We start from the raw sequence: 13004 nt of genomic DNA on the forward strand, positions 1-13004 counted from the left end.
AGGGCTTAACTTTATGACTCGTATTATATGTTTCCTCACATTAAATTGGTATAACGAACTTATTGTGTTTTAACTTATGTGTTTGATAATCATGAACATTCGTGTTCCTTAGTTTCTTCCAAGCTTGTTGTTGCTCCTCTGTTATCGCACCAATATCTACTAAAATTCTCATCTTATCGTCAGCTCGAATACTGTAAAGTCCATTGATCGATCCTTTGATTCTCTTTTTGATTCCTTCCTTACCATTCCAATTTTCTACATAATTCAAAGCTTCTTCAATAGCATTCTTATCTTCGCTAGTCAACTCCCCAAGATTAGCAAATTCAATTGACAGTAAACTCTCAATCGCAACGGCTAAAGTTAGTGCATGAGCATCGATAAAGGTTCCATTACTAGCTTCATATATTGCATTAAGTTGCGACCATAATGGATGTAGAGGTTGATCGTAATTAATTACGTGTTGAAGATACTTTTCAAATAGACGACGGAAAACCTGGGATTCGTTAACTAAGTAACCGCCTAGTATAAGGGGAGGTTGAAATCGGGAACTGATTGAACGTTGTTTTGGACTACACAAAGTCACCTCAGTTGTATGTCCTACTCGCTTATGTGAAGTAGCCCAATTAATCGGATAACCTAGAATAAATTGTAATGTTTCAAGAATACGCTCTCTAAGATACTGTGAAATACACTTTTCACTAGATATCACGTTAATAATTAAAAGCTTTTCATCCTCTTTAACTAAGAGAAAGTCAAGCGTACAGCATTTGAACTTCCAAGCATTCCGAGACATTGATTTTGATGACTGCACTCCTCTTGCGACTGACTTTCTAGTTAACGTTCTTTCGTTGTAAGGAATATTCACACTGTCAAACACTCTTATTTCCAATCTGCTGCCTTTGCAATCTACTTCTTGTGGAATTTCTCCTTCACAAGTAATCTTTGGAATGGTTCCTTGAATAATAAACTCTCCTGAAGCAGATCTATTAATGTCAATGAGTATTCGTTCACAATGCCATAATCTGCCTTTGTAATCTAAAGCAGTCAGATCGTAATAAGCTTCGTCTGGGATTGTTTCTCCTAGCTGAAGATTTCTATTTATCCGACTATATTCCTGAGCGTTTGCATAGAATTTAAAAATGAGTTGATGGCTAAATACTTGCTTGAGGAAACCAGCACCTTTAAATGTACATGAATTTTGAGGTGAGCGACTTTTAACAGTTACCTGTGGACAATCAATCTCCCATAAACTGTGTTTTAGGCTTTCAAGCTCTGATTCCGAAAGTTCAGCTTGTCTGCCTAACTTTGTGTGTTCATTCATCTTCATCAAAACTCTGCCTCAGCCCTTGTTAGAATTCTTCTGTACTAGAACAGAATTGTAACGCACCCACTTTAATAGGTAACTTAAATGCGTCGTCCCTAACAGGATGTGAAGCAGCCCAACTACTAACTAGCGTGAATAGGATGTAGCGGAGGGATGACGCAATCCAGCATTAGCCCTCCGCTCGTCATCAAATTCTCAGTGTAAAACTGACTCGGCTTCTCACAAAGGCGGTGAACGAAGCCTCATTTATCGAAACTGCGACCCCATTGATTGAAACTGCGATCGGAAATACGGAAAATGCGAACAAAAACTTCATAGATGCAGACTCAAATACTGAAAATGAGGTCGCATTTTCGACAATCGAAGTCCCTTGCATCAAAAACGCGATCGGATTTATTGAAATTGCGATCGCGTTTTCTATAATCGAGACTTCCTTTATCTAGTTTCCCTATTCATTTCTGAGCTGCCTGTAAAGGCTTCAGGGCAATCTCGTGTGAACACTCAGCTTTTCCTTAGATGTCTGCAATCTCCGCATCCGCTAAGGGATTAGCCTGTGTTGCAGGTTGAGGTAACAACCAGCTCAGCAAAATAGCCGTCAACCCTCCCGTTGAAGTCGCAGAGGCAAACATGTTTTTGATGATGGGAGGCTGATTATTAAATAACTCTGGTACAAATACCACCCCCAATCCTAGCGCTAACGAGACTGCAATAATGATCGTGGCACGCCGATCGAGATTTTCCGATGCAATAATCTTGACCCCAGCAACCGCGATCGAACCAAACATGACCGTAGTGGCTCCACCCAAAACAGGCTGAGGAATAGACTGGAAAGCACCGCTAACAATAGGCAGCAACCCTAGCACCGCCAGAATGCCAGCTACAAAGAAGCCCACGTAGCGGCTGCCCACCCCCGTCATTTGGATGACCCCAGTGTTTTGGCTAAACGTGGTGATGGGGAAAGTGTTGAGCAAAGCTGCCAAAGAAGAGTTTAGACCATCCGCCAAGACACCTGCCTTAATTCGGCGGACGTAAACGGGTCCCGTGATGGGTTCTTTGGAAACCATAGAAGTGGCTGTCATATCGCCCACAGATTCGATCGCCGTCAGCGGATAGAGAATGAGAAATGGAATTAGAGCGCTGATATCAAAACTCATGCCGTAGCGAAAGGGCACAGGCAAACTGACGATCGAGAGCTTGCTGAAAATACTAAAATCGACCATGCCCATGAAGGCAGAAACGATGTAGCCGATTAGCAACCCAATGGCGATCGCGCCCATCCGCACATATTGATTTTTGGCAAGTGTCAGAACAATCACGATCAAAAATACGCCGCCCCCTAGCGCCAGGTTCTGCGCATTCGCAAACGTATTGTTCTGCAATGCTGCCGTACCGCCCGCCATGCTAGTAATGCCTGTTTTGAGCAAACTTAGCCCAATCAACATCACCAGAGTGCCTGACACAATCGGCGTCACGATTTTGCTCAGCAGATGCAAAAACCGACTCAGCATCACGTTAGCAAACGCACCAAAAAAGCAAACGCCGAAAATCAGCGATAACGCTTGTTCTGGCGTCCTTCCTGCTTGAATGGCAGTGCCTGCCACGCCCAAGATGGCACCCAGAAAGGCAAAGCTAGTGCCCTGCAAACTGAGCAAGCCCGATCCGACAGGGCCAAAGGTTTTGCATTGAATAAAGGTGCAGATGCCAGAGGCAAGCAGCGACATACTAATAATGAAACTGGTGTTTGCGGGGTCAAGCCCTAAGCTGGTGCAAATGATAAGCGGTGGCGTCACAATGCCAACGAATGCGGCTAGAACATGCTGCACAGCCACAAAAAACGACTCAGCTAGGGGTGGCCGATCGTACAGTCCATAGATCAGCTCCGAACCCGTTGCCGCCAGCTCTGGAAAACCCTGAGCCTCAGGTAATTCCGGTTCCTGCAAGATGCCAACTTCTTCTCGCTGTACCATATCTGCGATCGCCTCCCATGCTTCCACAACTTTACTTAAAGCTGGCTGTATTGTAGGTGTGAGCAACGGCTCTAAAGAGTAGCTCAATTTACATAACAACCTCGACTTTGAGGAGTTTCTCCTTGTAGCAAGGCAATTAAGGGAGGTATAAATTGAGGTATGGCTATCGCCAGTTTGCTGAGGATGGGGACATTTAGGGTGGGCAGAGTCCACCCAATAAAAATTACTACATCTTGAGGACTACCAATCTGTCGTGTTATGGCATTACGTAATTGAGTTAGGACGAGTTATTTTTTGAGAGCCGCGCTCCGCGCGGCTCTCAAAAAATAACTCATTGGATCTAAGCGCGTAGCGCCATAACCCATGACTTGGTGCAATTTCTGAGCATCGGAAGCATCTATTGCTGCGATCGCGCCTCTCCTCTAGAATCCTGATTGGATTGCACCCGGCGATCGCCATAGTTCAGCAGATTTGCCAATGTGGTTAAGCGACTCTCCCAGGTGCGCACCTGATAGCTCTGACTTGAGGATTGCAGATGCATCCAGTTCTGAAATTTGGCTTGAAAGTTTTTTAGCTGAGTCTTGGCATTCTGGAGATGCTCTGAGTTCGGCTGGGTTGCTAAAGCGTCCAATGCTTGACCGAGTGCCTCAGATTCGGTTTGCCAGGTTTGCAGGTTTTCTGCCTGAATCCAAAGCTGGTTTTGGCTTTGCAACAATCGCCACTCTTTCAATAGCGCTTGATAGCGAGCGACAGCGGCGGCAAAGGGTTGACGGTAGGGGATAGGGGAAGTTCCAGAGATTCCCTGCGTCTGGCTAAAAATGCTTTGTAGCGAATTTCTTAGGTTTCCGGTGGCAAACAGCGCATAGCCTCCCGCCGTCGAATCGCGCAACGCCTGAATTTGATCTACCACCGTCGCATTCGGCAAGTTCAGCAACCGGATACCGGGCACCACCAGCGCCGAGCCAAAATTTCCTTCCAGCCAGGGATTCGTGAGCTGTTGCAGACGATTAGTGTCCATAGCGTAGCTCATCAACACAATCAAATCTACATCGCCCTGCCTCGCCCAGACTTCCCAGTTTTGCTGAAGCTGCTGAATCCGCTGATGCTCTGGCATCGCAAACACTGCCGTCGAGAGAATCAAATCAGGCTTGAGCCGATGCACCAGCCGCGAAGTTTCCGCCACAAAGGAGTTGATCTGCTCAAGCCGAAACTCCGTCCATTGCTGCCAAAGCTGCCGATGGCTAGGGTTTTGCGGCGATAGCGTCATGGGATCTGTGCCTGATAGCGCCTGAAACTGCTGTCGTGCCGCTGATCCATAGCCATAGGTGCGCCCAGCGCTAGGATCTTGAAATGGATAGCGAATGTAGTCGAGTTGAAGTCCATCCACATCGTAGTCGGTCACAATCTCCTCAAAAAGCTGGAGCAAATACTGTCGCACTGCCGGACTCGCCGGATCGAGAAACGGCTTGGTTTGCCCCAGCGGAATCATGCGGCCGCGATCGTCATAATTTGCCCAATCCGGATGCGCTGTCAAAATTGGTCCTGGATAGTCTGACGGCATTTGCACCAGGGGATTATGCGCCTGATTGCCCACAGCAAACACCCACACCCAGGCATGAAGCTCCATGCCGCGCTCATGGGCAAGCTCTACCGCCTCCTTCAGCGGGTTCCACTGTAGCGTCAGCGGATTTTGCTGCGGAGCCACCCGGCTAGGATAGATGGAATAGCCCGCATTCACGGTTTCAAAAAAAACGGTGTTAATCCCAGATGCCGCCAGCCGATCGAAGATTTTTGCCAAACCCTGCCGCGAACCTGCCTCAACAATCGTGCCGCGATCGAGCCACATGGCGCGAATCTCTGAACCTGCAATCGGGCGATCGGTCGGGAAGTTGTCCCAAAGCAATTGCCGGGTAGTCAGCCACTGTTGCCGTGCCGCCGGATATTTGCGCTGCCGCACCAGCCGAGAAAATTCCTCTAGGCTTCGCTGTGCCTGTTGTAGCGTTGGATTTGAAGCTTGATGATCGCGATCGCCAATGGGCAAATCGCCAGCACTAGCCGTCAATTGGGCTTCTGAAGCGAGACGAGAGCTGCCCGCAATGACATCGGCTGCCAATAGCGCACTGGCAAAACGACCCATCAGGTTTTCTAGCTCTTGCCGCATGGCGATCGCTTCTACAGCGCTAATGGGGAGTTTGTTGGGTTCCACAGTCAGTCCTGGAGGGGCAGTTTGTTCGGCGGGATCGCGATCAGACGAGGCTGGGCGATTTGTGGGCAACCGGGAAGGCAGAGGCAACTGGGAAGGCAAGGGCAACTGGGACGACAATGTATCTGGCGCAGAGGTTGGCGCAGAGGTTGGCGCAGCTCGCGCCGAAAACAGGGAGGACGTATCTTCAAAGCGTCCAATTGCCGCCTTCAGCCAACTTTCATCTATTTCTGCCGAAGCCGATCCGCCCCATTCCCATCCTAGATAAATTGTTTGCTGTGTGGCGACGATCGCACCCTGATTTGCCGCATCGTTCTGCCAACGCATAACGGTCTGACTGCTCAACCCTGCGGCAACTAATTGTCCTCCTGAGATGGGGCGATCGCTCACACCTGCCGTCACCCACGCCTGATCGCGATCAGTGCCAACGCGTTGCAGCGTTTCAGGTTGTGCCAGAGCCGCCGACCAGTAAGCGCCCAAGAGCGATCGCAATGCCCACTGCACTCCCGGCGAAGACTGATTTCCTGTAATGCCGCTGGCAATCACTCTGCCGCCTCGATTCATCCAACTTTGCAGCGCTAAAAGCTGCTCGGCTGAAATCGTCTCTACGTTGGGCAGTAGCAGCACCGTCAGATTGCCGAAGTCCTCTGTGCGGCGCACCTGTTGCCAATCCAGAACTTGATACGCAATGCCCAAAGCCTGAAGGCGATCGACAATTCCCTGCCACTGAGCAGCATTTTCAGAGCTTTTCACGACCCCAAAGATCATCTGCTGCCGTCGATGCGACGGTGTGGAAGGCAGGCTAGACTGCGCTTGAGCGATCGGCATCGGCAGCGGCGAAATTATCAGCGCTGCCGTCAGAAACCCTGCCAATGCTGCGCTGCCTCGAATCTGATGGGGGTTAAACACAACCAAAAGAGCAACTCCTCACGTTTGGGAGGCATGATTTTTGCAATCAGTTCTGCGATCGAGTTGCATGATCGAGCTAGCAGAAACAACCTCAGCAAAAATGGCCCCAGAGTATATTAGCCCTCTTAGAATGCCCCGAATACCTGCAAAGCCTCAGCTTTTGTTCTCCATAAAGCAACTTCACGCAAAGTTTACAATCCTGCCTCAATGTCTATTTTGAGGCGAGTAGACCTGTTGGAAGGTAACGATCAGAATCGCTAGAATGCCTACATGATTCTAGTTTCAAAGATTTCCGACAAAAATCGCTGGATACTTGCCGGGATTGAGCCTCAAGGGTTTTCGAGCCTATCACCCAACATCTCTGAGAATCTAGGAGCGGTTCGGATATTCAATTTGCGCTTCTCAGGCATAAAACCTACTGGGCACTGGTACTCATGTAATGATTTTTTATGGGGTGGGCAAAGCCCACCCCATAAAAAATCATTACATTTTGAGGATTACCACCTACTGAATGGTGCTTGCCGATTGGTTGAATAAGAGCGATCGCGATTCTTCCATGCTAACCGCCTGATTCTTAAATTCCTCAGCTTTTTCGTAGGCGCGCACGGTTGCCGGACGAGCTTTAATTGCCTCAAACCAGCGCTGAAGATGGGGAAACTCTTCCAGCTTTTGTCCTTGAACGCTGTAGGGCACAATCCAGGGATAAATGGCGATATCGGCGATCGAATACTCGCTTCCAGCAACGTAAGGGCGATCGCCCAACCGCTTGTTCAATACCGCATAGAGGCGACCTGTTTCATTCACGTAGCGGTTAATCGCGTAGGGAATTTTTTCAGGCGCATACTGGCTAAAGTGGTGATTCTGTCCTGCCATGGGCCCTAGCCCACCCATCTGCCAAAACAGCCATTGCATGACCTCAACGCGATCGCGCAGAGCATTGGGCAAAAGCTGTCCAGTTTTCTCCGCCAAATACAGCAGAATTGCCCCTGATTCAAACACCGAAATTGGCTCACTGCCCCCGGCTGGCTCACTGTCCCCGGTTGGCTCAGTATCAACGATCGCTGGAATCCGGTTATTTGGAGCAATTTCAAGAAACTCTGGCTTAAACTGGTCGCCCTTGCCAATATTGATAGGGAGCACTCTGTAGGGCAGCCCCACTTCCTCTAAAAACATCGTGATTTTGTGACCGTTGGGCGTTGTCCAGTAATAGAGATCAATCATGGCTGTCGCTCCTGTCCTAAATCATGGATGTGTAGAAGACCGTCGGGCTTAATGCCTTGAGTGTAGCGAATAGCTTACTCCTTGGATAGACGCGGGTTATACAACGGATCATCCCAGCCAAATTCAGCCTCATAGTTTTGTTGAGCAGTCTGTGGCTGATGGCTCGATGGATTCGACAGGCGATCGGTTTCGACTCTAGCTTTGGACGGTAAGGGGAGGTTGGCCATCGGAAACGTTTGGGGCGATCGCCCAACATAGCGCTTATCCCAACTCATTTCGCCTTGTGAAGCACGATGCAAAGCCTGCTCAACGGCGATCGGCAAATTTGCCCAGTCAACCTGGTCATTTTGCAGAAGGTTCTGCATTTGCTTCAAGACTTCTCGAAAAGGCGTTGCTTGGTTCTCTTTCAAAGGAACATAGGTGCGAAGCGGATCGCGACGAATGGCGGCGATCGATCGCTGGACAGCCTGAGAAATTTGGGCGGCAAACTTAACCTTCCCTCGCTCAAGCTGATGCTCTAAGCCTTTTTCACTGGTGGCATAAAGCGGCGGCAGTTGGTTTAGGGCGTAAGCCACTAGCTCGGTTTGATTGATGTAAGACGCAATCCGAACTGGAAGCGCTTTTACCTGACGCACAACCTCTTCTTCCACCAAGAATTCCATGACATTTTTATAGGGTGCCATCACACATTTGCCTGATGAGGTTCCATTCGATCGCACAGTGAACTCAATTGCCTTAAGTTCAGACCTGCCAATTAATCAGATTATAAGAGCTAAGGGTAATTACTGAGAAAAAGAAGTCAAGAGGTAAACCTTGTATGCCAAAAGAAATAGGTTCAAGAATCTCGAAAGACGCTTTTAACTAGGAAAATCGTTCATGAGGCTGATGCACTCTCCCATATCAATTGAGGAGACTGTAGGAGAACGCATCGAATGATACTCCTGTAAAATCCACTGCTATGCTCCCTGTCGTAATTCATGAAGCGCTTATTCAGTCTTTTAGTTTCTATGGAGAGGGTTGCATTCGCGAAGGCATGAGCTACGGGCAACAAATTTATAGGTTGGTGCAATCCTATGAGATCGCCTCTAGACTGCATGCCTACTCGCTGGGATGCGATCTTTCGCATCAAGGCAGTCGCACGGTTGTGACGGTGTGCGATCGCCAATATAAAGTGTGGGTCGAGTTGCGCTCTCAAGCTGAAATTAGGTTGCCCGAAGATAAGGGTTTAATTCCTAGCTTGAGCTAGCGATCGCAACCCCTGTAGCCCTAAAGAGCCAGTCTTGCGGTTTCTGCCTCCCTCAGTAACCCACACATTTAGACCGCCAAAAACTTCTGGATCACTTCATTGCTCAGCTCTCGTGTAGAGCCAGAAGCCACAATGCCACCCTTCTGCATGGCGTAGTAGCGATCGGCTTGCCTCACAAAGTGCAGATGCTGTTCCACCAGCAGCACCGAAATTCCGGTGGTGGCTACGATTCGCTTGACGGCAGCTTCAATGTCGAGAATGATGGAAGGCTGAATTCCTTCTGTCGGCTCATCTAGCACTAGCAGCTGCGGCTGTCCCATGATGGCACGGGCGATCGCCAACTGCTGCTGCTGCCCCCCGCTCAGGTCGCCCCCCATGCGAGTAAGCATGGTTTTAAGAACAGGGAACAGCTCGTAAATTTCTTCTGGAATTTCGCTCGTGTTGGCGGGTCGGGTAGCTCTAGCTTCATAACCCAGCAGCAGGTTCTCTTTGACGGTGAGGCGAGGAATCACCTCGCGTCCTTGAGGGACATAACCAATGCCTAGCTTGGCACGGCGATCGGGCGTTTTACCCAGAATCGGCTGCCCGTCAAAAATGATGTTGCCGCTGCGGGGCTTCAGCAGACCCATTAGAGTTTTGAGCATTGTAGTTTTACCCACCCCATTGCGACCAATGAGGCAAACCATTTCGCCGCGTGGGACGGTCAAATCTACGTTACGCAAAATATGGCTTTCACCGTAATAGACATTCAGCCCAGTCACTTGCAACATTGGCGAAGCGGCTGCATTTGATCCGGTTGCAGTGGTGGAATAGGTTTGAGTCATGAGCAGGATGGCAAATAGGGATGTGCAAGAATAGATTAGGTAGCGATCGCGTCCTCAGCAGAAACTGGCTGAGACATTGGGCGCAGGTCGTCTTCGTGCTGAGACTCTTCTTTGCCGAGGTAAACTTCAATCACCTTGGGATCATTTTGCACTTCGTCGATCGTTCCTTCGCAGAGAACTGAGCCTTGATGCAAGACAGTCACCTGACGGGCAATCTGACGAACAAATTCCATATCATGCTCAATCACAATAATGGAATGACTTTGCGCCAGAGAAATTAGCAGTTCTCCTGTACGCTCAGTTTCCTCATCGGTCAAACCTGCCACAGGTTCATCCACTAGCAGCAGATCGGGCGACTGCGCCACCAACATACCGATCTCTAGCCACTGCTTTTCGCCGTGGGACAGCAGATTCGCCTTCATATCGGCTTTGGGTACCAGACCGATCGTTTCTAGTAGGCCAGAAACGGTGCGCTTTTCGGGAGAAGGCGTGCGCTTAAACAGGGTAGAAAAAACGCCTTTAACGCGGTTACAGGCAAGCTCCAGGTTTTCGCGGGGGCTGAGGTTGAGGTAGACGCGCGGAGTTTGAAACTTACGCCCAATGCCCATCTCAGCAATTTGATACTCGGCATAGGGGCGGAGATTGCGTCCTTTGAATCGCACCTGCCCCTCGGTTGGCTTGGTTTTGCCCGTGATAATGTCTAGAAACGTCGTTTTTCCGGCTCCATTGGGGCCAATGATTACCCGCAGTTCTCCTGTATCCAGGCCAAAACTGAGGTTATTCAGCGCCCGAAAGCCATCAAAATTGACGGTCAGATTTTCAATTTCTAGTATTTTTTCGCTCATAGTCCACCTCCGGATCTTCCTCTAAGCTGGGATAGGTCATCGATCGCTTGCGTCTGCCCGTCAAGTTTTTGAAAGTGTCAGAGCCGCGTTCACGCAGCCAGCCTACGATGCCGCTGGGCAGAAACAGCACCACTACCAGGAACAGGGCACCCTGGAAAAACAGCCAGATATCTGGGAATTTTTCGCTCAACATGCTCTTAGCAAAGTTAACCACCAAGGTGCCCAAGATCGCGCCCACCAGGGTTGCCCGACCGCCCACTGCTACCCAGATCACCATCTCGATCGAGAAGGCAATGTTCATAGAGTTAGGCGAAATAATTCCCGTTTGCAGGGTAAATAGCGCCCCAGCAAGTCCAGCAAAGGCGGCAGAGATGGCAAACACCAGCACCTTAAAGCCCGTGGGATTATAGCCTGTGAAGCGGACACGAGGTTCGTCATCCCGAATGGCCACCAAGAGCCGTCCAAATCTGCCGCTTGTCAGCCAGCGAGACAGGGCATAGGTTGCTGCCAGAAACAGAATAGTCAGCACGTAAAAGACATACTGCGCACCGGGTTTACTGACCTCCATGCCAAACAGCGTCTTAAAGTCTGTCAGACCGTTGGTGCCGTTAAATAGCTTTTGCTGACCGTTAAAGAAGTTAAAAAAGATGATCGTCGTCGCCTGAGTCAGGATGGAAAAGTATACGCCGCGAATCCGATTCCGGAAAATCAGATAGCCGAGAATTGCTGCAACGATCGCAGGCAGCAACACCACCATCAGTGCCGTCAAGGGAAACGAATAGAAGGGTTTCCAGAACCACGGCAGTTCCGTCACGCCGTATAGCCCCATGAACTCTGGCAACTGACTGCTGGCATTCGCCGGAATTTGCAGCTTTAAGTACATTGCCAGCGCATAGCCACCAAGCGTAAAGAACACGCCGTGCCCCAAGCTCAGCATTCCGGTGAAACCCCAGATCAGATCAATGCCCAGTGCCACGATCGACAGCGCTAAAAACCTGCCTGTCAAGTTAAGGCGAAAATCACTCATCAAGAGCGGCAGGGCAAAAATCAGGAAGAGCATAATGCCTAAGACGATCGCCGCCTCAACCATTAGATTCCGAGAGATCCCTGTGCCGCTGCGTTCAATTTGTGCGGTAGTCATGCGATTGTCCCCCTATGCATCCACAGTGCGTCCTTTCTGCGGGAACAGTCCGGCAGGTTTGTATTGCAAGAAAATTACGATCAGCAGGAATACCATCACCTTTGCCATGCTGGTAGTGGCAAAGAAGGTAAAGAACTCGGCAACAGGAGGAATTTGGGCAAACAGCAGCGCCAGAATACCCGCGCCCAAGATGTAGTCGATTAGCCCAATCACCATTGCCCCAGCGATCGTTCCCACCAGCTTGCCTACACCGCCCACTACCACCACCATGAAGGTATTGACGATGTAGTTCTGTCCAGTGTTAGGCCCAACGGAACCCAGGAGGCTGACAGCACATCCAGCGATCCCGGCAAGACCTGAACCGAGCGCAAACGTCAGGGCATCAACTTTGTTTGTCGGAATCCCCAAACAGGCGCTCATGTTACGGTTCTGGGTAACAGAGCGGATACGCAGACCCCAAGCCGTTTTGTTGAGGAAGAAATAAATTCCGGCAACGCAGAGCACCGTTAGCACCATAATGAACATCCGCGTATAGGGCAACTGATAGTTACCGATCGGCAGACCGCCTTGCAGCCATTTCGGAGCCGTTACATCCACGTTCTGAGCGCCAAACCAGGGTTGCGTCACGGCAGACTTGTAGGCTTGGCTCATGAACACGCCGACTGCAACCGCCACCGCTGCTGAGAGAGGCAAGAGAAGAGCGATCGCTTTCTGCCGAATTGCATCGAAGTCAGGACGCTTCTTCACAAACCACATACCGCCAAAGTAGAGCAGACAGAAGATTGCTAGTCCAGCAACAATCACCCAGTTGACGCTGCGAACAAACTGTTGCAGCATCAGGCTAACGCCCCAAGTTGCCAACAGCGTTTCCAGAGGTCGCCCGTAAAGATAGCGAATTACGCCGCGCTCTAAGATCAGCCCTGCCAACGCCGCCACGATAAACGCCAAGATTAGGGCAAAGAAGATATAGGTTTGTGAAAATGCGCCCAGGGGCTTGAAGAGATTCTGCACGACATAGGTCGTGTAAGCTCCCAGCATCATCAGTTCGCCGTGCGCCATGTTGATCACGCCCATCAAGCCAAAGACGATCGCCAGACCTAATGCCGCCATCAGCAAAATTGAACCAATGCTGAGACCATTAAAAATTCCGTCTAAGATGCTCGGTAACAAGTCGTTGCCCTCTCTATGCCGAATGCGCTGAATCCTTTCCTTGGGATCACAGATTAATTAACCTGTAATAGTTTTTTGGAAGTGTCGCGCTCCGCGCCACACTTCCAAAAAACTATTGGGTTTTATTTTGTACACGATCCTTAGAACGAAGGAC

10 protein-coding genes are annotated in these 13004 nt (G+C 49.8%); 1 reads left to right on the forward strand and 9 read right to left on the reverse strand.

The features are described 5' to 3' along the window. Positions 1-40: 40 nt before the first annotated feature. The 5 genes from AC5JMP_RS27120 to AC5JMP_RS27140 all read right to left on the reverse strand — a co-directional run bounded on the left by AC5JMP_RS27120 (position 41) and on the right by AC5JMP_RS27140 (position 8307). On the reverse strand, positions 41-1327 hold the full coding sequence (locus tag AC5JMP_RS27120) for a hypothetical protein (protein WP_495854627.1): 1287 nt from the start codon (positions 1325-1327) through the stop codon (positions 41-43). 509 nt (positions 1328-1836) lie between these two features. Then, positions 1837-3291, reverse strand: a complete 1455-nt coding sequence (locus AC5JMP_RS27125; protein ID WP_495854634.1) for a uracil-xanthine permease family protein — start codon at positions 3289-3291, stop codon at positions 1837-1839. 397 nt (positions 3292-3688) lie between these two features. Next, a complete protein-coding gene (locus AC5JMP_RS27130; RefSeq protein WP_495854635.1) occupies positions 3689-6403 on the reverse strand; it encodes a family 10 glycosylhydrolase in 2715 nt (904 codons plus the stop codon). A 504-nt stretch (positions 6404-6907) separates the two neighbouring features. Further along, positions 6908-7624, reverse strand: coding sequence for a glutathione binding-like protein (locus AC5JMP_RS27135; RefSeq protein WP_495854628.1), 717 nt, complete (start codon positions 7622-7624; stop codon positions 6908-6910). Between the two features lie 74 nt (positions 7625-7698). Continuing rightward, positions 7699-8307, reverse strand: a complete 609-nt coding sequence (locus AC5JMP_RS27140) for a late competence development ComFB family protein (RefSeq protein WP_495854629.1) — start codon at positions 8305-8307, stop codon at positions 7699-7701. Positions 8308-8582: 275 nt separating this feature from the next. Between AC5JMP_RS27140 and AC5JMP_RS27145 the strand changes: the two genes are divergently transcribed. Next, positions 8583-8870 carry a hypothetical protein gene (locus tag AC5JMP_RS27145; protein ID WP_495854630.1) on the forward strand — a complete coding sequence of 96 codons (288 nt, stop codon included), beginning with the start codon at positions 8583-8585 and terminating at the stop codon, positions 8868-8870. 68 nt (positions 8871-8938) lie between these two features. Here AC5JMP_RS27145 and urtE read toward each other — a convergent pair whose 3' ends face one another. From urtE to AC5JMP_RS27165, 4 genes are all read right to left on the reverse strand, one after another. Further along, the gene (gene urtE, locus AC5JMP_RS27150) at positions 8939-9640 is read right to left on the reverse strand and encodes an urea ABC transporter ATP-binding subunit UrtE (RefSeq protein ID WP_495854636.1); all 702 of its coding nucleotides are present in this window, start codon (positions 9638-9640) and stop codon (positions 8939-8941) included. Positions 9641-9729: 89 nt separating this feature from the next. Then, complete coding sequence (gene urtD, locus AC5JMP_RS27155; protein ID WP_495854631.1) at positions 9730-10539, reverse strand: urea ABC transporter ATP-binding protein UrtD; 810 nt, start codon at positions 10537-10539, stop codon at positions 9730-9732. Beyond that, a complete protein-coding gene (urtC, locus tag AC5JMP_RS27160; protein ID WP_495854632.1) occupies positions 10514-11680 on the reverse strand; it encodes an urea ABC transporter permease subunit UrtC in 1167 nt (388 codons plus the stop codon). The genes urtD and urtC overlap by 26 nt, the downstream gene beginning before the upstream one ends. A gap of 12 nt (positions 11681-11692) precedes the next feature. Beyond that, positions 11693-12850, reverse strand: a complete 1158-nt coding sequence (locus AC5JMP_RS27165) for an ABC transporter permease (protein WP_495854633.1) — start codon at positions 12848-12850, stop codon at positions 11693-11695. Positions 12851-13004 lie beyond the last annotated feature (154 nt).

This window comes from Drouetiella sp. (genome assembly GCF_059504425.1).

Coding starts and splice junctions, on each gene's coding strand:
- AC5JMP_RS27120 (WP_495854627.1), bottom strand. CDS start 1,327: ATGAAGATGAATGAACACACAAAGTTAGGCAGACAAGCTGAACTTTCG.
- AC5JMP_RS27125 (WP_495854634.1), bottom strand. CDS start 3,291: ATGGTACAGCGAGAAGAAGTTGGCATCTTGCAGGAACCGGAATTACCT.
- AC5JMP_RS27135 (WP_495854628.1), bottom strand. CDS start 7,624: ATGATTGATCTCTATTACTGGACAACGCCCAACGGTCACAAAATCACG.
- AC5JMP_RS27140 (WP_495854629.1), bottom strand. CDS start 8,307: ATGGCACCCTATAAAAATGTCATGGAATTCTTGGTGGAAGAAGAGGTT.
- AC5JMP_RS27145 (WP_495854630.1), top strand. CDS start 8,583: ATGCTCCCTGTCGTAATTCATGAAGCGCTTATTCAGTCTTTTAGTTTC.
- urtE (WP_495854636.1), bottom strand. CDS start 9,640: ATGTTGCAAGTGACTGGGCTGAATGTCTATTACGGTGAAAGCCATATT.
- urtD (WP_495854631.1), bottom strand. CDS start 10,539: ATGAGCGAAAAAATACTAGAAATTGAAAATCTGACCGTCAATTTTGAT.
- urtC (WP_495854632.1), bottom strand. CDS start 11,680: ATGACTACCGCACAAATTGAACGCAGCGGCACAGGGATCTCTCGGAAT.